The organism is Streptomyces sp. NPDC107562 (assembly GCF_055657325.1).
In genome coordinates this window covers 174,871-195,671 of the sequence record NZ_JBVKBE010000008.1, presented here as the reverse complement: position 1 = coordinate 195,671, position 20,801 = coordinate 174,871, and the positions used below count along the sequence as shown (strand labels likewise).

At 68.5% G+C, this 20,801-nt stretch carries 17 protein-coding genes; 14 read left to right on the top strand and 3 right to left on the bottom strand.

Annotated features, from left to right (window positions below; genetic code table 11):
- Positions 1-18: 18 nt before the first annotated feature.
- Complete coding sequence (locus ACZ7LV_RS22950; RefSeq protein WP_471941714.1) at positions 19-3,918, top strand: DNA-directed RNA polymerase subunit beta'; 3,900 nt, start codon at positions 19-21, stop codon at positions 3,916-3,918.
- 61 nt (positions 3,919-3,979) lie between these two features.
- Here ACZ7LV_RS22950 and ACZ7LV_RS22945 read toward each other — a convergent pair whose 3' ends face one another.
- Entirely contained in the window at positions 3,980-4,867 is an 888-nt protein-coding gene (locus tag ACZ7LV_RS22945; RefSeq protein WP_471941713.1) for a prohibitin family protein, read from the bottom strand.
- Between the two features lie 135 nt (positions 4,868-5,002).
- Complete coding sequence (locus tag ACZ7LV_RS22940; RefSeq protein ID WP_471941712.1) at positions 5,003-6,313, bottom strand: hypothetical protein; 1,311 nt, start codon at positions 6,311-6,313, stop codon at positions 5,003-5,005.
- A gap of 420 nt (positions 6,314-6,733) precedes the next feature.
- Between ACZ7LV_RS22940 and rpsL the strand changes: the two genes are divergently transcribed.
- The 6 genes from rpsL to gdhA all read left to right on the top strand — a co-directional run bounded on the left by rpsL (position 6,734) and on the right by gdhA (position 14,491).
- Positions 6,734-7,105: a 30S ribosomal protein S12 gene (rpsL, locus tag ACZ7LV_RS22935; protein ID WP_003948652.1), complete on the top strand. Its 372-nt coding sequence runs from the start codon at positions 6,734-6,736 to the stop codon at positions 7,103-7,105.
- 2 nt (positions 7,106-7,107) lie between these two features.
- Positions 7,108-7,578, top strand: coding sequence for a 30S ribosomal protein S7 (gene rpsG, locus ACZ7LV_RS22930; protein WP_053759523.1), 471 nt, complete (start codon positions 7,108-7,110; stop codon positions 7,576-7,578).
- Between the two features lie 39 nt (positions 7,579-7,617).
- Positions 7,618-9,744: an elongation factor G gene (gene fusA, locus ACZ7LV_RS22925; RefSeq protein ID WP_471941710.1), complete on the top strand. Its 2,127-nt coding sequence runs from the start codon at positions 7,618-7,620 to the stop codon at positions 9,742-9,744.
- Between the two features lie 156 nt (positions 9,745-9,900).
- Complete coding sequence (tuf, locus tag ACZ7LV_RS22920) at positions 9,901-11,094, top strand: elongation factor Tu (RefSeq protein WP_401679735.1); 1,194 nt, start codon at positions 9,901-9,903, stop codon at positions 11,092-11,094.
- Between the two features lie 333 nt (positions 11,095-11,427).
- Positions 11,428-12,573 (top strand): acyltransferase family protein, encoded by a 1,146-nt coding sequence (locus ACZ7LV_RS22915; protein WP_471941708.1) that lies wholly within the window; start codon positions 11,428-11,430, stop codon positions 12,571-12,573.
- Positions 12,574-13,093: 520 nt separating this feature from the next.
- Positions 13,094-14,491 carry an NADP-specific glutamate dehydrogenase gene (gene gdhA / locus ACZ7LV_RS22910; protein WP_471941964.1) on the top strand — a complete coding sequence of 466 codons (1,398 nt, stop codon included), beginning with the start codon at positions 13,094-13,096 and terminating at the stop codon, positions 14,489-14,491.
- Positions 14,492-14,512: 21 nt separating this feature from the next.
- On the opposite strand, the gene ACZ7LV_RS22905 is transcribed toward gdhA, so the two are convergent.
- Positions 14,513-16,240, bottom strand: coding sequence for an NlpC/P60 family protein (locus ACZ7LV_RS22905; protein ID WP_471941707.1), 1,728 nt, complete (start codon positions 16,238-16,240; stop codon positions 14,513-14,515).
- 177 nt (positions 16,241-16,417) lie between these two features.
- Between ACZ7LV_RS22905 and ACZ7LV_RS22900 the strand changes: the two genes are divergently transcribed.
- The 7 genes from ACZ7LV_RS22900 (at position 16,418) to rpsS (ending at position 20,781) form a co-directional block, all read left to right on the top strand.
- Entirely contained in the window at positions 16,418-17,137 is a 720-nt protein-coding gene (locus tag ACZ7LV_RS22900) for a YoaK family protein (RefSeq protein WP_471941705.1), read from the top strand.
- Positions 17,138-17,555: 418 nt separating this feature from the next.
- The gene (rpsJ, locus tag ACZ7LV_RS22895; protein WP_003948644.1) at positions 17,556-17,864 is read left to right on the top strand and encodes a 30S ribosomal protein S10; all 309 of its coding nucleotides are present in this window, start codon (positions 17,556-17,558) and stop codon (positions 17,862-17,864) included.
- Positions 17,865-17,881: 17 nt separating this feature from the next.
- Positions 17,882-18,526 (top strand): 50S ribosomal protein L3, encoded by a 645-nt coding sequence (gene rplC / locus ACZ7LV_RS22890; protein ID WP_107465881.1) that lies wholly within the window; start codon positions 17,882-17,884, stop codon positions 18,524-18,526.
- 8 nt (positions 18,527-18,534) lie between these two features.
- Entirely contained in the window at positions 18,535-19,191 is a 657-nt protein-coding gene (gene rplD, locus ACZ7LV_RS22885; RefSeq protein WP_471941703.1) for a 50S ribosomal protein L4, read from the top strand.
- Positions 19,191-19,610 carry a 50S ribosomal protein L23 gene (rplW, locus tag ACZ7LV_RS22880; protein ID WP_471941702.1) on the top strand — a complete coding sequence of 140 codons (420 nt, stop codon included), beginning with the start codon at positions 19,191-19,193 and terminating at the stop codon, positions 19,608-19,610. The genes rplD and rplW overlap by 1 nt, the downstream gene beginning before the upstream one ends.
- A 40-nt stretch (positions 19,611-19,650) precedes the next feature.
- Positions 19,651-20,487 carry a 50S ribosomal protein L2 gene (gene rplB, locus ACZ7LV_RS22875; protein ID WP_217143312.1) on the top strand — a complete coding sequence of 279 codons (837 nt, stop codon included), beginning with the start codon at positions 19,651-19,653 and terminating at the stop codon, positions 20,485-20,487.
- Between the two features lie 12 nt (positions 20,488-20,499).
- Positions 20,500-20,781: a 30S ribosomal protein S19 gene (gene rpsS / locus ACZ7LV_RS22870; RefSeq protein WP_356692142.1), complete on the top strand. Its 282-nt coding sequence runs from the start codon at positions 20,500-20,502 to the stop codon at positions 20,779-20,781.
- Positions 20,782-20,801 lie beyond the last annotated feature (20 nt).

Here is a 20,801-nt window from a genome sequence, read left to right as displayed (position 1 = left end):
GAGAGGGATTGACGCATAGTGCTCGACGTCAACTTCTTCGACGAGCTCCGGATCGGCCTGGCCACCGCTGACGACATCCGTCAGTGGAGCCACGGCGAGGTCAAGAAGCCCGAGACCATCAACTACCGCACCCTCAAGCCCGAGAAGGACGGACTCTTCTGCGAGAAGATCTTCGGTCCGACCCGGGACTGGGAGTGCTACTGCGGCAAGTACAAGCGCGTCCGCTTCAAGGGCATCATCTGTGAGCGCTGTGGCGTCGAGGTCACGCGCGCCAAGGTGCGCCGTGAGCGGATGGGCCACATCGAGCTGGCCGCTCCCGTCACGCACATCTGGTACTTCAAGGGCGTTCCGTCGCGGCTGGGCTACCTGCTCGACCTCGCCCCGAAGGACCTGGAGAAGGTCATCTACTTCGCCGCGTACATGATCACGTACGTGGACGAGGAGCGCCGTACGCGCGACCTGCCCTCGCTGGAGGCCCACGTCTCCGTCGAGCGTCAGCAGATCGAGCAGCGCCGCGACGCCGACCTGGAGGCCCGCGCCAAGAAGCTCGAGACCGACCTGGCCGAGCTGGAGGCCGAGGGCGCCAAGTCCGACGTGCGCCGCAAGGTGCGCGAGGGCGCCGAGCGTGAGATGAAGCAGCTGCGCGACCGTGCGCAGCGCGAGATCGACCGTCTCGACGAGGTGTGGAACCGGTTCAAGAACCTCAAGGTCCAGGACCTGGAGGGCGACGAGCTGCTCTACCGCGAGCTGCGTGACCGCTTCGGCACGTACTTCGACGGCTCGATGGGTGCCGCGGCGCTGCAGAAGCGCCTGGAGTCCTTCGACCTCGACGAGGAGGCCGAGCGCCTCCGCGAGATCATCCGCACCGGCAAGGGCCAGAAGAAGACCCGTGCGCTCAAGCGCCTGAAGGTCGTCTCCGCGTTCCTGCAGACCAGCAACAGCCCCAAGGGCATGGTGCTCGACTGCGTGCCGGTCATCCCGCCGGACCTGCGTCCGATGGTGCAGCTGGACGGTGGCCGCTTCGCGACCTCCGACCTGAACGACCTGTACCGCCGTGTGATCAACCGGAACAACCGACTGAAGCGGCTTCTCGACCTCGGCGCGCCCGAGATCATCGTGAACAACGAGAAGCGCATGCTCCAGGAGGCCGTGGACGCCCTCTTCGACAACGGTCGTCGTGGTCGCCCGGTCACCGGTCCCGGCAACCGCCCGCTGAAGTCCCTCAGCGACATGCTGAAGGGCAAGCAGGGTCGTTTCCGTCAGAACCTGCTCGGCAAGCGTGTGGACTACTCCGCGCGTTCCGTGATCGTCGTCGGTCCGCAGCTCAAGCTGCACCAGTGCGGTCTGCCGAAGGCGATGGCGCTGGAGCTGTTCAAGCCGTTCGTGATGAAGCGCCTGGTCGACCTGAACCACGCGCAGAACATCAAGAGCGCCAAGCGCATGGTCGAGCGCGGCCGCACCGTGGTGTACGACGTCCTCGAAGAGGTCATCGCCGAGCACCCGGTGCTGCTGAACCGTGCGCCCACCCTGCACCGCCTCGGCATCCAGGCCTTCGAGCCGCAGCTGGTCGAGGGCAAGGCCATCCAGATCCACCCGCTCGTCTGCACCGCGTTCAACGCGGACTTCGACGGTGACCAGATGGCCGTGCACCTGCCGCTGTCCGCGGAGGCGCAGGCCGAGGCCCGCATCCTGATGCTGTCCTCGAACAACATCCTCAAGCCCGCCGACGGCCGTCCGGTGACGATGCCGACCCAGGACATGGTGCTGGGTCTGTACTTCCTCACCACGGACGCCGAGGGTCGCGACATCAAGGGCACCGACCGTCCGTTCTCCTCGGTCGCCGAGGCGATCATGGCGTTCGACGCCGGCGAGCTGTCGCTGCAGGCGCCCGTCGACATCCGCTTCCCGGTGGGCACCATCCCGCCGCGTGGCTGGGTGCCGCCGGTCCGCGAGGAGGGCGAGCCGGAGTGGCAGCAGGGTGACAGCTTCACGCTGAAGACCACGCTGGGCCGCGCGCTCTTCAACGAGCTGCTGCCCGAGGACTACCCGTTCGTCGACTACGAGGTCGGCAAGAAGCAGCTCTCCCAGATCGTCAACGACCTGGCCGAGCGCTACCCGAAGGTCATCGTGGCGGCGACGCTCGACAACCTGAAGGCGGCCGGCTTCTTCTGGGCCACCCGCTCCGGTGTCACCGTGGCCATCTCCGACGTCGTCGTTCCCGAGGCGAAGAAGGAGATCGTCAAGGGCTACGAGGCGCAGGACGAGAAGGTCCAGAAGCAGTACGAGCGCGGTCTGATCACCAAGGACGAGCGCACGCAGGAGCTCATCGCGATCTGGACCAAGGCGACCAACGAGGTCGCCGAGGCGATGAACGAGAACTTCCCGAAGACCAACCCGATCTTCATGATGGTGAACTCGGGTGCACGAGGCAACATGATGCAGATGCGTCAGATCGCCGGTATGCGTGGTCTCGTGTCGAACGCCAAGAACGAGACGATCCCGCGTCCGATCAAGGCCTCGTTCCGTGAGGGCCTGTCCGTGCTGGAGTACTTCATCTCCACGCACGGTGCCCGTAAGGGTCTGGCGGACACCGCTCTGCGTACCGCCGACTCGGGTTACCTCACCCGTCGTCTGGTCGACGTCTCGCAGGACGTCATCATCCGCGAGGAGGACTGCGGCACCGACCGTGGTCTGCGGCTGTCGATCGCCGAGCGTGGCGCCGACGGCGCGCTGCTCAAGGCGGAGGACGTCGAGACGTCCGTGTACGCGCGCTGCCTCGCCGAGGACATCGTCGTGGACGGCAAGGTGCTGGCCCCGGCCGGCACCGACCTGGGCGACGTGCTCATCGACGAGCTGATCCGGCACGGTGTCTCCGAGGTCAAGACCCGCTCGGTCCTGACCTGCGAGTCCGCCGTCGGCACCTGCGCCATGTGCTACGGCCGCTCGCTGGCCACCGGCAAGCTGGTCGACATCGGTGAGGCGGTCGGCATCATCGCCGCCCAGTCCATCGGTGAGCCCGGTACCCAGCTGACGATGCGTACCTTCCACACCGGTGGTGTGGCCGGTGACGACATCACCCAGGGTCTGCCGCGTGTCGTCGAGCTCTTCGAGGCCCGTACCCCGAAGGGTGTCGCCCCGATCTCCGAGGCCTCCGGCCGCGTGCGGATCGAGGAGACCGAGAAGACCAAGAAGCTCGTCATCACCCCGGACGACGGCAGCGACGAGACGGCGTTCCCGATCTCGAAGCGTGCCCGGCTCCTGGTCGGCGAGGGCGACCACGTCGAGGTGGGCCAGAAGCTCACCGTGGGTGCCACCAACCCGCACGACGTGCTGCGCATCCTGGGTCAGCGTGCCGTCCAGGTCCACCTGGTCGGCGAGGTCCAGAAGGTCTACAACTCGCAGGGTGTGTCGATCCACGACAAGCACATCGAGATCATCATCCGGCAGATGCTCCGCCGTGTGACGATCATCGAGTCCGGCGACGCCGAGCTGCTGCCCGGCGAGCTGGTCGAGCGCTCGAAGTTCGAGACCGAGAACCGTCGTGTGGTCCAGGAGGGCGGTCACCCGGCCTCCGGTCGTCCGCAGCTGATGGGTATCACCAAGGCCTCGCTGGCGACCGAGTCGTGGCTGTCGGCGGCGTCCTTCCAGGAGACGACCAGGGTCCTGACGGACGCGGCGATCAACGCCAAGTCCGACTCCCTGATCGGCCTCAAGGAGAACGTCATCATCGGTAAGCTCATCCCGGCCGGTACGGGTCTGTCCCGCTACCGCAACATCCGGGTGGAGCCGACCGAGGAGGCCAAGGCCGCGATGTACTCGGCCGTCGGCTACGACGACATCGACTACTCGCCGTTCGGCACGGGCTCCGGCCAGGCCGTGCCGCTGGAGGACTACGACTACGGTCCGTACAACCAGTAAGCGAGTCGCATGAGTCGAGGGGCGGTCCCGTGTCGGGGCCGCCCCTCGGGCGTTCGCTCGGCTAGTTCTTGGTGCCGTCCACGATGACCGGGGTGCCGTCGGCGCCCGTGCCGCACGGCACCGCGTAGACCGGGTTGGCACGGGAGGCCTCCTTGAAGGCCTCCAGGCACTGGTTGTAGAGCACCTTGTCGCTGAGCGAGCGGTCGATGATCTTGTTGGCGCGGGCGATGCCCTCCGCCTCGATCCGCTTGCGCTCGGCCTCGGCCTTGGCCGTCCGCGCCGCCTCGGTGGCCCGCTGGGTGTCCTGTTCCTGCTGGATCTTCTTGTCGATCTGCTCCTGGAGCTTCTCCGAGGGCTTCACGTTGCGCAGGTTGACGGCGGTGACGTCGATCCCGCGCGGCGCCAGACGCTCCTTGATCAGGGCGGTGATCTCCGCGCTGATCTGCTCGCGGGCGGAGGCGTAGCCCTCCTCGCTGGTGTGCTGCGCGAAGACGTTGCGGATGATCTCGCGGCTGTCCGGCAGCACCAGCCGCTCCTGGACCGCTTCCTCACTGCCCGCCAGCCGGTACAGCTCGACCGACTTCGCCGGCACCACGGCCCACTTGATCGTGACGTCCGCGTAGAGGACGCCGCCCTGGGAGGAGCGGACCTCGACCACGTCCTTGTCGTAGAGGTTGAGGTCGACCGGGCGGGTCGAGAAGGCCGTCACGTCGGTGAACGGTGACTTGAAGTGGATGCCGGAGGTCAGCGGCTTGCCGATCTTGCCGAAGGTCACCGGCACACCGACCTCGTAGGCGGTCACGACATGGACGCAGGCGAAGACGCCGGCCAGCAGGCCCGCCACGGCGCTCAGCGCCGCTCCCAGCTTCCAGCCTCCCTCGGCACGGGCACGGCCGATGAAGAAGGCGACGATCGCCGCTATGAGCAGCAGGACGGACAGCACGAACACGGTTTTCCCCCTCCGGAACACGGGTCCGCGCCCCTCCCCGGGCGCGGTCGGCAGCGCAGCTTAGCCGTCGGGTGATCGGGCCAAGGGGATGCCAGGTGAACAGCCACCCGGACATATGTCCTGAACGTGCGACGCCTACGGGATGCCCAGTTCGAACAGCACGAAGTGCGCGTACCAGCCCGACGCCGGGGCCGCGGTCGCGAAGAAGACCGTCAGCACCGGCCATGACAGCCGGCTCATGGCGGCGGCGGGGGCGAGCAGGAGGGGGAAGCAGGGGAGCAGATAGCGCGAGGTGTTGCCGAAGATCTGCTGGGTGCCCAGGACGCTGACGACGCTCGCGAGCGTGTACGCGACGAGGACCAGCGGCGGCCGCTTGCGCAGCATCAGCACGATCAGGAAGGGCAGCGCCAGGACGAGTTGGAACGCGAGGAGGTCCGGCACGGAGAAGGCGAAGATGTAGTCGTGCTTCCCGATCGCCGTGTTGCCCAGCACGTCCAGGGTGTACGCGCCGAAGTCGAAGAAGTGCAGCCAGCCGTCGCGCTGGAGCGTGAAGTACGCCGTCAGCTCGCCCATGCTGAGCCCGACCCAGACGACATAGGTGAGCAGGCCGAGCGGCGCGGCGCACATGGCGTACACCGGCCCCGCCACACCGTGCTTGCGCCGCCCCTCCCGGCGGGCCAGCGTCACCAGCGCGGCGAGCCCCACGGCGCCGATGAGCGCGGCGGACGTGGGGCGGTTCAGGCCGGCCACGAAGGCGAGCAGCCCGGCGGCGACCCAGCGGCCCTTCATCACGCAGTAGCAGGACCAGGCGGCGATCGCCACGAACACGGACTCGGAGTACACCGCCCACTCGACGCCCGAGCCGGGTGCCACCGCCCACAGACCCGCGGCGATCGTGCCTGCCCGGGCTCCCGCGAGCAGCGAGATCACGGCGTAGATCCCGGCGGCCGCGACGAAGGAGGCGATCACCGAGACCAGGATCCCGGACCCGTACAGCCCGAGCCCGGTCACCTCGGAGGTGCCGCGGATCAGTCCGGGGTAGAGGGGGAAGAACGCCACGGAGTTCTGCTCGACCGTGAACATCCCGCCGGGATCCAGCCGCCGCAGCGGCCCGGGGTCGTATCCCTTCTCGGCGACCTGGAGGTACCACCAGCCGTCCCAGGTGGCGAGGACGTCCCACCAGTGGGCGCCGCCGCCGAAGCGCGGGTTCTTCTCCCGGTACTCGCCGGAGGCCATCAGCAGGATGGCGAAGACGACGGTGCCGACGAGCTTGGTGGCGCCGTAGAGGAGCAGGGGGGCGCCGTAAGGCCGCAGACCGTCCGGGACCCTCGGGGGCCAGGAGACCCGCGGTATCCGGGGGAGGGGCATCCGGGAGGTGCGGGACGCCCCGTCGGGCTTCCCGGACACGGGGGGATCCGTCGCCTCGGAACTGGCGGCCGTGCTCATGACTGTGGTCCCCCTCCGGCCCGATCACCGGGCCCCGGGCGGGGGGCGTCACAGTCCGGATGATCGCGAAACATCTGCCATAAGATCCCCACAGCGTCGCACATGTGTGCAAGCGCCAGGGGCTCGGGTGCGGCCGTGCTCGGCCGAACAGGATATTTGGCGTGGTCAGTGCCGCCCGGTGGGCGCCGGGCATTTGTTTTGACCGCAGCGTATGCGGTAGGTACGCTCAGACCTTGTGCCTGGGGTGTGCCCTGGCTTCCGTGCGTGCCTTCAACCGCACGGGGTCCGAGAGCGGCCACCGTAATCTGCGCTTCCCTCTGCCTCGCGGTGGGGGTCCGCGGGATTCGACACACCCGACCGCGTGGGTCGGCGACGTTCCAGGTTAGCTGTACCTATCGGCACACAGAAACCGGAGAAGTAGTGCCTACGATCCAGCAGCTGGTCCGTAAGGGCCGGCAGGACAAGGTCGAGAAGAACAAGACGCCCGCACTCGAGGGTTCCCCTCAGCGCCGGGGCGTCTGCACGCGTGTGTTCACGACCACCCCGAAGAAGCCGAACTCGGCCCTGCGTAAGGTCGCGCGTGTGCGTCTGACCAGTGGGATCGAGGTCACCGCTTACATTCCGGGTGAGGGACACAACCTGCAGGAGCACTCCATCGTGCTCGTGCGCGGCGGCCGTGTGAAGGACCTGCCGGGTGTTCGCTACAAGATCATCCGCGGCTCGCTCGACACCCAGGGTGTCAAGAACCGCAAGCAGGCCCGCAGCCGCTACGGCGCCAAGAAGGAGAAGTAAGAATGCCTCGTAAGGGCCCCGCCCCGAAGCGCCCGGTCATCATCGACCCGGTCTACGGTTCTCCTCTGGTGACCTCCCTCATCAACAAGGTGCTGCTGAACGGCAAGCGCTCCACCGCCGAGCGCATCGTCTACGGCGCCATGGAGGGCCTGCGTGAGAAGTCGGGCAACGACCCGGTCATCACGCTGAAGCGCGCGCTCGAGAACATCAAGCCGACCCTCGAGGTCAAGTCCCGCCGTGTCGGTGGCGCCACCTACCAGGTGCCGGTCGAGGTCAAGCCCGGCCGTGCCAACACCCTGGCGCTGCGCTGGCTGGTCGGTTACTCCCGCGCCCGTCGCGAGAAGACCATGACCGAGCGTCTCCTCAACGAGCTTCTCGACGCCTCGAACGGCCTCGGTGCGGCCGTGAAGAAGCGCGAGGACACCCACAAGATGGCCGAGTCCAACAAGGCCTTCGCGCACTACCGCTGGTAGTCGCAGACCCCATCGAGACCGAGAGAAGACTGAAGCCTTATGGCTACCACTTCACTTGACCTGGCCAAGGTCCGCAACATCGGGATCATGGCCCATATCGACGCGGGCAAGACGACCACCACCGAGCGGATCCTCTTCTACACCGGCGTCAGCTACAAGATCGGTGAGGTCCACGACGGCGCCGCCACGATGGACTGGATGGAGCAGGAGCAGGAGCGTGGCATCACGATCACCTCTGCTGCCACCACCTGCCACTGGCCGCTCGAGGACAACGACTACACGATCAACATCATCGACACCCCGGGGCACGTCGACTTCACCGTCGAGGTGGAGCGTTCGCTGCGCGTCCTCGACGGTGCCGTGACGGTGTTCGACGGTGTCGCCGGTGTCGAGCCGCAGTCCGAGACGGTGTGGCGCCAGGCCGACCGTTACGGCGTGCCGCGGATCTGCTTCGTCAACAAGCTGGACCGTACCGGCGCCGAGTTCCACCGCTGCGTGGACATGATCTCGGACCGCCTGGGCGCCCAGCCGCTCGTCATGCAGCTCCCGATCGGTGCCGAGGCCGACTTCAAGGGCGTCGTGGACCTGGTCCGCATGAAGGCGCTCGTGTGGTCCGCCGAGGCGGCCAAGGGCGAGATGTACGACGTCGTCGACATCCCGGCCACGCACACCGAGGCCGCCGAGGAGTGGCGCGGCAAGCTGGTCGAGGCCGTGGCGGAGAACGACGAAGAGGTCATGGAGCTGTACCTGGAGGGCGAGGAGCCCACCGAGGAGCAGCTGTACGCCGCGATCCGTCGTATCACCATCGCGTCCGGCAAGTCCGACGGCACCACGGTCACCCCGGTGTTCTGTGGCACCGCGTTCAAGAACAAGGGCGTCCAGCCCCTGCTCGACGCGGTCGTGCGCTACCTGCCGACCCCGCTCGACGTCGAGGCCATCGAGGGCCACGACGTCAAGGACCCCGAGGTCGTCGTCAAGCGCAAGCCCTCGGACGAGGAGCCGCTGTCCGCGCTCGCGTTCAAGATCATGAGCGACCCGCACCTGGGCAAGCTCACCTTCGTCCGGATCTACTCCGGTCGCCTGGAGTCCGGCACCGCGGTGCTGAACTCGGTCAAGGGCAAGAAGGAGCGCATCGGCAAGATCTACCGCATGCACGCCAACAAGCGTGAGGAGATCGACTCGGTGGGCGCCGGCGACATCGTCGCCGTCATGGGCCTCAAGCAGACCACCACCGGTGAGACGCTGAGCGACGACAAGAACCCGGTCATCCTGGAGTCCATGGACTTCCCGGCGCCGGTCATCCAGGTCGCCATCGAGCCCAAGTCCAAGGGTGACCAGGAGAAGCTGGGTGTCGCCATCCAGCGTCTCGCGGAGGAGGACCCCTCCTTCCAGGTTCACTCGGACGAGGAGACCGGCCAGACCATCATCGGTGGCATGGGCGAGCTGCACCTCGAGGTGCTGGTCGACCGTATGCGCCGTGAGTTCAAGGTCGAGGCCAACGTCGGCAAGCCGCAGGTCGCCTACCGCGAGACGATCCGCAAGGCCGTCGAGCGCGTGGACTACACCCACAAGAAGCAGACCGGTGGTACCGGTCAGTTCGCCAAGGTGCAGATCGCGATCGAGCCCATCGAGGGCGGCGACGCCTCGTACGAGTTCGTGAACAAGGTGACCGGTGGTCGCATCCCGAAGGAGTACATCCCTTCGGTCGACGCCGGTGCGCAGGAGGCCATGCAGTTCGGCATCCTCGCCGGCTACGAGATGACGGGCGTCCGCGTCACGCTTCTCGACGGTGCCTACCACGAGGTCGACTCCTCCGAACTCGCGTTCAAGATCGCCGGTTCGCAGGCCTTCAAGGAGGCCGCGCGCAAGGCCAGCCCCGTGCTGCTCGAGCCGATGATGGCCGTCGAGGTCACCACGCCCGAGGACTACATGGGTGAGGTCATCGGCGACATCAACTCCCGCCGTGGTCAGATCCAGGCCATGGAGGAGCGGGCCGGTGCCCGCGTCGTGAAGGGCCTCGTGCCCCTTTCGGAGATGTTCGGCTACGTCGGGGACCTCCGCAGCAAGACGTCGGGTCGCGCAAGCTACTCGATGCAGTTCGACTCCTACGCCGAGGTTCCGCGGAACGTCGCCGAGGAGATCATCGCGAAGGCCAAGGGCGAGTAACGCACCGCGTTCACACGCCGTAGGCTTGACTCCGGAGCCTCTCGGGGCATTCACCCGCAATCCTGGATGAATGCCCCGGGGCCCGGGACTTAACAGCAAAGATCACCTGGCGCCGATGAACCAAGGCGTACAGAACCACTCCACAGGAGGACCCCAGTGGCGAAGGCGAAGTTCGAGCGGACTAAGCCGCACGTCAACATCGGCACCATCGGTCACATCGACCACGGTAAGACGACCCTCACGGCCGCCATTACCAAGGTGCTGCACGACGCGTACCCGGACCTGAACGAGGCCACCCCGTTCGACAACATCGACAAGGCGCCGGAAGAGCGTCAGCGCGGTATCACCATCTCCATCGCGCACGTCGAGTACCAGACCGAGGCGCGTCACTACGCCCACGTCGACTGCCCGGGTCACGCGGACTACATCAAGAACATGATCACCGGTGCCGCGCAGATGGACGGCGCGATCCTGGTGGTCGCCGCCACCGACGGCCCGATGCCGCAGACCAAGGAGCACGTGCTCCTGGCCCGCCAGGTCGGCGTGCCGTACATCGTGGTCGCCCTGAACAAGGCCGACATGGTGGACGACGAGGAGATCCTGGAGCTCGTCGAGCTCGAGGTCCGTGAGCTGCTCTCCGAGTACGAGTTCCCGGGCGACGACCTGCCGGTCGTCAAGGTCTCCGCGCTCAAGGCCCTCGAGGGCGAGAAGGAGTGGGTCGACTCCGTCCTCAACCTGATGAAGGCTGTCGACGAGTCCGTCCCGCAGCCCGAGCGTGACGTCGACAAGCCGTTCCTGATGCCGATCGAGGACGTCTTCACGATCACCGGTCGCGGTACGGTCGTCACCGGCCGTATCGAGCGTGGTGTCCTCAAGGTCAACGAGACCGTCGACATCATCGGCATCAAGACCGAGAAGACCACCACCACGGTCACCGGCATCGAGATGTTCCGCAAGCTGCTCGACGAGGGCCAGGCCGGTGAGAACGTCGGTCTGCTGCTTCGCGGCATCAAGCGCGAGGACGTCGAGCGCGGCCAGTGCATCATCAAGCCGGGCTCTGTCACCCCGCACACCGAGTTCGAGGCCCAGGCCTACATCCTGTCGAAGGACGAGGGTGGCCGTCACACCCCCTTCTTCAACAACTACCGTCCGCAGTTCTACTTCCGTACGACGGACGTGACCGGCGTGGTGACCCTCCCCGAGGGCACCGAGATGGTCATGCCGGGTGACAACACCGAGATGACGGTGGAGCTCATCCAGCCCGTCGCCATGGAAGAGGGCCTGAAGTTCGCCATCCGTGAGGGTGGCCGGACCGTGGGCGCCGGCCAGGTCACCAAGATCACCAAGTAAGTCCGCTTGCTTGAGGGTCGCCTGACCTGAAAAGGCCTGAAGGGGCCCGTACGACTTCGGTCGTACGGGCCCCTTTGCCGTGCCCGGCCGCGCTCGAACAATCGGAAGGCTGTCCCGCTCCTGAGTGAAACCTGGTCGAACACTGTGCGGCGGAATGGCGAGAGTTACGGCAACTTCCCTGTGCGCACGGGGGGATTGTTCTTTTCTGTCCCCGTGGGGCGGAAAGTACCGACGTAGCGTGAAGGGTCGTTCAGTGGCCGTCGGGCCCCGAGTCTCTCCCGAGGATGGCTAGGACTCCTGATGCAGGGTGCGCGCAGCGGATTGTCGATACCCATGCCGGTCGCGGTGGCCGAACGCCCGCCGAAGCCGCTGGGCGCGCCGAAGGTGGACACCTCGGCCCGGGCCCGCCGGCAGCGGCCCCGGCTGTACGTGGTCGACGGCATCCGGCTCGTCGCCGCCCTGATGGTGGTGCTGCACCACTTCGTCGGCACCCGGCGGGCGAACGGCGCCGGCAACATCATCTGGGACCGCCCGGTGTCGGAGCTGATGCCGACCGTGTTCCGCGTCGCCTCCTTCGGCTGGATAGGCGTCGAGATCTTCTTCGTGATCAGCGGTTTCGTCATCTGCATGTCGTGCTGGGGCCGAACGCCGAAGGACTTCTTCGTCTCGCGCGTGATCCGGCTCTACCCCGCCTACTGGTTCGCCGTCCTCTTCACGACGGCCGTGCTGGTGCTGCTGCCGGGGGTGCAGGAACGGCTGCGGCTGCGGGAGATCCTGTTCAACCTGACGATGCTGCAGTCCGGTTCCAAGGTCCCGAACGTCGACCCCGTGTACTGGACGCTCTGGTCGGAGCTCCGCTTCTACCTGCTCTTCCTCGTCGTCGTCGCCATGGGCCTGACGTACCGCCGGGTCGTCGTGTTCTGCTGCGTCTGGGGCGCCGCGGCGATGCTGGCCCCGATCTCCAAGTTCCCGCTGCTGACGCTGGTCGCCGACCCGAGCGCCGCCTGGTACTTCATCGCGGGTCTCGCCCTGTACCTCATGCACCGCTTCGGCCAGGACCTGCTGCTGTGGGGCATCCTCGCGATGTCCTGGCTGATGGGGCAGCTGGAGCTGGGGGAGCGCGTCGAGTACGAACAGGTCAGCAGCTGGCGCGGGGCGGTCGTCATCTTCACCGTCTTCATGCTGCTGATGGTGGGCATCGCCCTCGGCTGGACCGACCGCATCCGCTGGAAGTGGCTGGTGACGGCGGGCAGTCTGACGTACCCCCTGTACCTCATGCACTACCTCGCGGGCATAGTCCTCATCCATCACCTCCGCGGCACGATGGACCCCCGCCTCCTGGTCGCGAGTCTGATCGCCGGGTTCCTGGTGCTCAGCTGGCTGGTGCACCGTCTCGTGGAGCGGCCGGTGGCGCGGGCGCTGAAGAAGGGGCTGGAGTCCTCGTTCGTACGGCTGCGGAGTTTTCAGCGCGCGGCGTGACGGCGTCGGGCCCGGGTGCCCCGTGCGTGCACCCGGCTCGGGCGCGGTGGCGTGCGGGTGCTCCTACGGCACCACGACGAACACCGGGTCCACGCCGACCCCGCGCCGGACGAGCCCCTCGGCGCGCGGCGGCGCGGCTGATCCGCAGGTCCCGGCGGGCGCGAAGGCCGGCCGTCCCTCGGTGAGCAGATCGGCCGGCTACCGCTCGGGCCACGAAGCGCAGGTCGTCACGCGGGCGTGGGGCGGGCACGTGCGCGAGCCGGTCGGCCAGGGTGCCCAGCAGCGGACCGTGGGTGCCGCCGAGCCGGCGCGAGGCCGTGGCGCGCGCGGAACGGGCGAACCGCGCCGCCTCCTGCCGCGGTTCGGTCACCGCGGGCGGGGAGGAGCGGGGGCAGGAGGTTGGTACAGGCCGGTTGGGGCGGGCTTGGGGCGGTCTTTCGGCGTGGGATCGGGTATCCCTGGCATGCAGCAGGCCTCGTGCGTCCTGAACGCGCGGGTCGGGCAGGCCGTACCAGCGGTCGTGCCGGAGGAACCGGATGAAAGGGAGCCCGTGACGAAGCGACGCGACGAGAGCAGGACGACGGACACGCTGAACCGCCTCCGCGCGGAGATCGAGGACCGCAACCCCGCACAGCCGGAGTTCCTCCAGGCCGTCGCCGAGGTGCTGGACACGCTGGCACCCGTGCTGGCGGAGCACCCGGAGTACGCCGAGGCCGGGCTGGTGGAACGGCTGTGCGAGCCGGAGCGGCAGATCGTCTTCCGGGTGCCGTGGCAGGACGACCGGGGCCGGGTCCACGTCAACCGGGGCTTTCGCGTGGAGTTCAACAGCGCCCTCGGCCCGTACAAGGGCGGTCTGCGCTTCCACCCCTCGGTGAATCTCGGCATCGTCAAGTTCCTGGGCTTCGAACAGGTCTTCAAGAACGCGCTGACCGGCCTCGGCATCGGCGGCGGAAAGGGCGGCAGCGACTTCGACCCGCGGGGGCGCAGCGACGCGGAGGTCATGCGGTTCTGCCAGTCCTTCATGACGGAACTGCACCGCCACATCGGCGCGCACACGGACGTGCCGGCGGGTGACATCGGCGTCGGCGGCCGGGAGATCGGCTACCTCTTCGGCCAGTACCGCCGTATCACCAACCGCTGGGAGGCCGGCGTGCTCACCGGCAAGGGCCCGGGCTGGGGCGGCTCGCTGATCCGCCCGGAGGCGACGGGGTACGGGAACGTCCTGTTCACGGCGGCGATGCTGCGGGAGCGCGGGGAGGACCTGGAGGGCCAGACCGTGGTGGTGTCGGGCTCAGGGAACGTCGCGATCCACACCGTCGAGAAGCTGACGGCCCTCGGCGCCAACCCGCTCACCTGCTCGGACTCCTCCGGTTACGTGGTCGACGAGAAGGGTGTCGACCTGGAGCTGCTGCGGCAGGTCAAGGAGGTCGAGCGGGCCCGGATCGCCACCTACGCGCAACGCCGTGGCGCCTCCGCGCGGTTCGTGTCGGACGGCCGGGTCTGGGAGGTTCCGGCCGACGTCGCCCTGCCGTCCGCGACCCAGAACGAACTCGACGAGAAGGACGCCGCGGCCCTGATCCGCAACGGCGTGAAGGCGGTCTCGGAGGGCGCGAACATGCCGGCGACCCCGGGTGCCGTCCAGCTGTTCCGGCAGGCCGGGGTCGCCTTCGGCCCCGCCAAGGCGGCGAACGCCGGTGGCGTGGCGGTCAGCGCCCTGGAGATGGCCCAGAACGCCTCCCGTACGGCCTGGCCCGCGGCCCGCGTCGAGGAGGAACTCGCCCGCGTCATGACCGACATCCACACCACCTGCCGTGAGACCGCCGCCCGCTACGGCAGCCCCGGCGACTACGTGACGGGCGCGAACATCGCGGGCTTCGAGCGGGTGGCGGAGGCGATGATCGCCCAAGGGGTCATCTGATACGTGGCCGGCCGCGCCGGGTCAGAGGCGGTGGACCGTGTGCAGGGTGGTCGCGTACGTGCCCGTGCCGTCCAGGAGCGACGCGCCGCCGAGGTCGGACATCGTCGGTCCGTCGACCGTCTTGCGGCTGGAGAGGAAGCGGCGGCCGCCCGCCGTGTCCTTGCCGAGGTAGATCCCGACGTGGTCGACCGTGACCGTGGCGTTGTCGTCGCCGGAGTCGGCGTTGAACAGGACCAGGTCGCCGGGCTGGAGCTGGGACGCGGCGGGCGGCTTCGTCCCGTCGGTGCGGTCGACCCGGACGCCGGGCGCGTGGTCGGCCATGTCACGGGACCTGCGCGGTATCCGGGTGCCGGAGGTGTCCTCGCCCGCGGCCAGCGGCAGGCCCATGTGGAAGCCGTACACCATCCGCGTGTAGCCCGAGCAGTCCAGATTGCCCACCTGCCGGGTGGACGGGCCGGTGTGGGTGCCGTCGGGGAAGGTCCAGCCAAGGTTCATGTACTCGTGGAAGTCCGCCCCCTCGTAGCGGTTGCCCTGCGGGTCCAGGTAGCCGTACCCGGATTCGCCGAGGACCTGCCTGCCCTCGGCCGGTCCGGAGCCGGCGGTGACCGCGGGAGCGCCGGTGAGGAACATCGCCGCGTGCGCCAGGACGTCCGGCGCGGTCGAACCGGCCCAGCCGCGGACCGTTTCCTCGACCTCGGGCGTCCAGGTCCCGTCGAAGGGCTCCGGCAGTACGCGCACCCAGTCGCGATGGGTGACCGTCGGCGGTGCCGCCCACCGCGCGGCGCTCACCTCGAAGTGGCCGACGAGCAGCCTGACCGGCAGGTTGGTGCAGCCGTCGCCTGCGAGCGCGCGCAGGCCGACCCGCCCCTTGCCGAAGGCGGGGTCGGTGACGTCGGCCGTCCAGGCGGAGGGCTCCGTGCCGGCCGAGCGCCAGGCCTTCACGCGGATACGGGTGCCCTCGCGGCGTACCCGGATCGTCCAGTCGGTGCCCGCGGGGACGCCGGTGGCGAGGGTGACGGCGGTGGTCAGCTGGGTGACCGCGTCGGCGACCTCCTTCTCGACCCGCAGTTCGACCGCGCCGGTGGTGAGGAAGGAGAGCCGGGCCCGGTAGTTGTTGTGGGTGTCCTGGTAGCCGAACGACAGCCCGTAGGAGCAGGCCTGGCCGGTGGGCACCTTGTCGAACCGGGCCACGCAGCGGACGTCCACGTCCGTGAGCTCACCGTCCCGCACGGTCGCGTGCCGGCTGGCGTAGTCCGTGGTCAGGGCGATGACACCGGTGCCCGGCTGCACCGAGTAGTCCCCGTCGGCCGGGCCGAGCGTGGACCAGCTCCCGCCGCCGGGGGAGTTGCCCCAGGAGCCCTGCAGCGTACGTCCGAAGTCGTCGGCGAAGGGCTTCTTGTCCTCCGTGAACGTCCGCTCCGGGCCGGGCAGAACGACGGTCCGGGCCCCGTGCGTCAGCAGCGCGACGCGCCGGCCCACCGAGGTCACCTCGGTGCGGGCCGGGGTCCCCGGCAGCACGGTCGCGGTGAGCGGCGTGGCCAGCGTCACCTGCGTGAAGTAGGAGGCGTCCAGCGGCGGCATCGCCACCGAGGATCGGGCCGGACCCGGATCGGCGGGCGCGGCGAACGGCTCGACGGCGTGGGCCGGTTCGGCGGCCCGTGCCGGGGCGGTGGCGAGAGCGCCGAGCGGGACGGAGGCGGCCGAGGCCGCGAGGGCGGCGAGCAGGCCGCGCCGGGAAGTGGTCGACATGCCGACCATGATCACGTCACGCCGGTCGCGGAAGACAGCCGTCCGCCCGACCGGTTCGCCCGGGGCGGCGCCGGGGCCCCTGGCGGGGGCCGCACCTGATCGGCGTAGCGGCCCGCGGCAGCGCAGGGCCGACGCGCCGTTCGCGACGTACGGTCCCGGTATGAAGCGGACTCCCGCATGAAGCCCAGGGCGGGCGTCGGGCTGACCTCGGCCATGGTGCTGCTCACCCTGGTGACCGGCATGATCGAGGCCGTCAGCTTCCTCGTGCTGGGCCCGGCCTTCACCGCCGTGCAGACCGGCAACCTGCTCTTCCTCGCCTTCGCGCTCATCGGCGCCGCCGAACTCTCCCCGGCCGCCGCGGGGGTCTCCGTCGTCGGCTTCATGGCCGGCGCGGTGGCCGGCTCCCTGTTCGAGGCCTACGTGGACGTCCATGGCCGCCGCTGGCTCGTGCCCGGCCTGATCACCGAGGCGCTGCTCCTCGCCTGCGGCGGCCTTCTCGCGTGGCACATCGGCGCCGACGACCCGGGCGCCGGCCGTGGCACCGGCCGCCACCTGGTCGTGATCGCCCTGGTGGCGGCGGCCATGGGCGTACGCAACGTCACCACCATGCGGGTACAGGTCCCGGACGTGCCGACCACGGTCTCCACACGGGCGCTCACGGCGTTCCTCGGCGGGCTCGTCCCGGCCGCCGACCGCCGCATCGGCGACGGCCCGCGCACCGAGGGCCGTCGCCTCGTGTCGGTCGGCGCGATGTTCGTCGGGGGCCTGATGGGCGCCTGGCTGCTCCGCGAGGCGGTGCGCCCGGCAGTGCTCCTGCTGGTGCCCGCCGCGGTGGCCCTGGTCCTGGGCGCGTTGTTCTGGGCGCTGCCGCGACGGCGGGCGTGGGAGTCGGACTGAGCGGCGCCGGCGCCCCGGACCGGGGTTTGACCTGCGTCACGCCCGGGGTATTCTCTCCGGCTCGATTGGCGTCGGCACTGCCCCATATGGCAGACTGTCCGAGTTGCTCGGTCGAGTGTTGATGCTGCGCGCCTCCCGCCGGGAGGACCGGAAGCGAGTCCCACAGTACTCGTCGTCCCCATGGGGGGCGGACGTACGGGAATCTTCCGGGAAGTGTCAGTGCGGCACCGGCCAGGCACCCGGTGGGCCTCTCGCCCCCGGTTCACGGTTCCGGCAGGGCTGTGTGCGATCCCGCAGGGATGTTCGATCAAGGGACATCTGTGTCAGCGAGACCGCGACACGCCCGACCGCGTGGGTCGGAGAAGAGAACAGGAACACCGGGTTCCAGAGCTGTTAGAGACAGGACTGCGAAGTAGCCATGGCGGGACAGAAGATCCGCATCCGGCTCAAGGCCTACGACCACGAGGTCATCGACTCCTCGGCGAAGAAGATCGTCGAGACGGTGACCCGCACTGGTGCGTCGGTCGCGGGCCCGGTGCCGCTGCCCACTGAGAAGAACGTGTACTGCGTCATCAAGTCGCCGCACAAGTACAAGGACTCGCGCGAGCACTTCGAGATGCGCACGCACAAGCGCCTGATCGACATCCTCGACCCGACTCCCAAGACCGTTGACTCTCTGATGCGACTCGACCTCCCGGCCGGTGTCGACATCGAGATCAAGCTCTGAGGCCGGTGATCTGAGAGATGGCTAAGCAGATCAAGGGCATCCTGGGCGAGAAGCTCGGCATGACGCAGGTGTGGGACGAGAACAACCGCGTTGTTCCCGTCACCGTCGTCAAGGCCGGGCCCAACGTCGTCACCCAGGTCCGTACGAACGACGCCGACGGCTACGAGTCCGTCCAGATCGCGTTCGGCGAGATCGACCCGCGCAAGGTGAACAAGCCCCTCAAGGGCCACTTCGCCAAGGCCGACGTCACCCCCCGTCGCCACCTCGTCGAGATCCGCACCGCGGACGCCTCCGAGTACACGCTGGGCCAGGAGATCACCGCTGAGGTGTTCGAGGCCGGCGTGAAGGTCGACGTGACCGGCAAGAGCAAGGGCAAGGGCTTCGCCGGTGTCATGAAGCGCCACAACTTCCGTGGCCTCGGCGCCGGACACGGCACCCAGCGCAAGCACCGCTCGCCCGGTTCCATCGGTGGCTGTGCCACCCCGGGCCGCGTGTTCAAGGGCCTCCGCATGGCGGGTCGCATGGGCAACGAGCGGGTCACCACCCAGAACCTGACCGTCCACGCCGTTGACGCGGAGAAGGGTCTGCTGCTCATCAAGGGCGCGGTTCCCGGTCCGAACGGCGGCCTCGTCCTGGTCCGCACCGCGGCCAAGGGGGCCTGAGGTAACCGATGAGCACTGTTGACATCCTTTCGCCGGCGGGCGACAAGGCCGGTTCCGTCGAGCTCCCCGCGGAGATCTTCGGCGTTGAGAAGGTCAGCATCCCGCTGATCCACCAGGTCGTCGTCGCGCAGCTGGCCGCTGCCCGCCAGGGCACGCACAAGACCAAGACCCGCGGTGAAGTCCGTGGTGGCGGCAGGAAGCCGTACCGCCAGAAGGGCACCGGCCGCGCCCGTCAGGGCTCGACCCGTGCGCCGCAGTTCGCCGGTGGTGGCGTCGTCCACGGCCCGCAGCCGCGTGACTACTCGCAGCGGACCCCGAAGAAGATGAAGGCTGCCGCGCTGCGTCACGCCCTCACCGACCGGGCCCGCCACAACCGCATCCACGTCGTCTCCGGCGTCGTCGAGGGTGAGAACCCGTCGACGAAGGCCGCCCGGACGCTGTTCGGCAAGATCTCGGAGCGCAAGAACCTGCTCCTGGTCGTCGACCGCGCCGACGAGGCCGCGTGGCTGTCCGCCCGCAACCTGCCCCAGGTCCACATCCTGGAGCCGGGCCAGCTGAACACGTACGACGTTCTCGTCTCGGACGACGTGGTCTTCACCCAGGCCGCCTTCGAGTCCTTCGTGTCCGGCCCGAAGGCCACCGACACCGAAGGGAGCGAGGCCTGATGGCTACGCGTCACCCGAGCATCGCCTCCAAGGCGGCCAAGGCCGCCAAGGCCGCGCGCGTCGCCAAGGCGCGTCGCCACGAGGCCGAGGGCAAGAACACCGTCGTCACCCCGGCGAGCAAGGCCTTCACGGACCCCCGTGACGTCCTGCTCAAGCCGGTCGTGTCCGAGAAGAGCTACGCGCTTCTCGACGAGGGCAAGTACACGTTCATCGTGGCCCCGAACGCCAACAAGACCCAGATCAAGCAGGCCGTCCAGGCGGTCTTCTCGGTCAAGGTCACCGGCGTGAACACGATCAACCGCCAGGGCAAGCGCAAGCGCACCAAGACCGGTTTCGGTCAGCGTGCCGGCACCAAGCGCGCGATCGTGACCCTCGCCGAGGGCGACCGTATCGACATCTTCGGCGGTCCGACCTCCTGACGGAGGTCCGGATCGTCCGATATCGGACGAGGACTGAGAAATGGGAATCCGCAAGTACAAGCCGACGACTCCGGGCCGTCGTGGCTCCAGCGTCGCCGACTTCGTCGAGGTCACGCGGTCCACGCCGGAGAAGTCGCTGGTCCGCCCGCTGCACAGCAAGGGCGGCCGTAACAACGCCGGTCGTGTGACCGTTCGCCACCAGGGTGGCGGACACAAGCGCGCCTACCGAGTGATCGACTTCCGTCGTCACGACAAGGACGGCGTGCCGGCGAAGGTCGCGCACATCGAGTACGACCCCAACCGCACCGCGCGCATCGCGCTGCTGCACTACGCCGACGGCGAGAAGCGCTACATCCTCGCCCCGCGCAACCTGCAGCAGGGTGACCGCGTCGAGAACGGCCCCGGGGCCGACATCAAGCCGGGCAACAACCTGGCGCTGCGCAACATCCCGGTCGGTACCACGATCCACGCGATCGAGCTCCGTCCCGGTGGCGGCGCCAAGTTCGCCCGCTCCGCCGGTGCCTCCGTGCAGCTGCTCGCGAAGGAGGGCTCGATGGCCCACCTGCGCATGCCGTCCGGAGAGATCCGCCTGGTCGACGTGCGCTGCCGCGCCACCGTCGGCGAGGTCGGCAACGCCGAGCAGTCGAACATCAACTGGGGCAAGGCGGGCCGCAAGCGGTGGCTGGGCGTTCGCCCGACCGTCCGTGGTGTGGTCATGAACCCGGTGGACCACCCGCACGGTGGTGGTGAGGGCCGGACCTCCGGTGGTCGTCACCCCGTGTCCCCGTGGGGCAAGAAGGAAGGCCGTACTCGTTCGCCCAAGAAGGCGTCGAACAAGTACATCGTCCGCCGCCGCAAGACGAACAAGAAGCGCTAAGGACGGGTTGAGATGCCTCGTAGCTTGAAGAAGGGGCCCTTCGTCGACGACCACCTGCTCAAGAAGGTGGACGCCCAGAACGAAGCCGGCACCAAGAACGTCATCAAGACCTGGTCCCGTCGCTCGATGATCGTGCCGGCCATGCTCGGCCACACGCTCGCGGTGCACAACGGCAAGACCCACATCCCGGTGTTCGTCACCGAGTCGATGGTCGGCCACAAGCTCGGCGAGTTCTCGCCGACGCGCACCTTCCGGGGCCACGTCAAGGACGACCGGAAGTCGAAGCGCCGCTAACGCGGATCGCATTCAGACAA

Coding starts and splice junctions, on each gene's coding strand:
- ACZ7LV_RS22940 (WP_471941712.1), bottom strand. CDS start 6,313: ATGAGCACGGCCGCCAGTTCCGAGGCGACGGATCCCCCCGTGTCCGGG.
- rpsG (WP_053759523.1), top strand. CDS start 7,108: ATGCCTCGTAAGGGCCCCGCCCCGAAGCGCCCGGTCATCATCGACCCG.
- fusA (WP_471941710.1), top strand. CDS start 7,618: ATGGCTACCACTTCACTTGACCTGGCCAAGGTCCGCAACATCGGGATC.
- ACZ7LV_RS22915 (WP_471941708.1), top strand. CDS start 11,428: ATGCCGGTCGCGGTGGCCGAACGCCCGCCGAAGCCGCTGGGCGCGCCG.
- ACZ7LV_RS22905 (WP_471941707.1), bottom strand. CDS start 16,240: ATGTCGACCACTTCCCGGCGCGGCCTGCTCGCCGCCCTCGCGGCCTCG.
- ACZ7LV_RS22900 (WP_471941705.1), top strand. CDS start 16,418: ATGAAGCCCAGGGCGGGCGTCGGGCTGACCTCGGCCATGGTGCTGCTC.
- rpsJ (WP_003948644.1), top strand. CDS start 17,556: ATGGCGGGACAGAAGATCCGCATCCGGCTCAAGGCCTACGACCACGAG.
- rplC (WP_107465881.1), top strand. CDS start 17,882: ATGGCTAAGCAGATCAAGGGCATCCTGGGCGAGAAGCTCGGCATGACG.
- rplD (WP_471941703.1), top strand. CDS start 18,535: ATGAGCACTGTTGACATCCTTTCGCCGGCGGGCGACAAGGCCGGTTCC.
- rplW (WP_471941702.1), top strand. CDS start 19,191: ATGGCTACGCGTCACCCGAGCATCGCCTCCAAGGCGGCCAAGGCCGCC.
- rplB (WP_217143312.1), top strand. CDS start 19,651: ATGGGAATCCGCAAGTACAAGCCGACGACTCCGGGCCGTCGTGGCTCC.
- rpsS (WP_356692142.1), top strand. CDS start 20,500: ATGCCTCGTAGCTTGAAGAAGGGGCCCTTCGTCGACGACCACCTGCTC.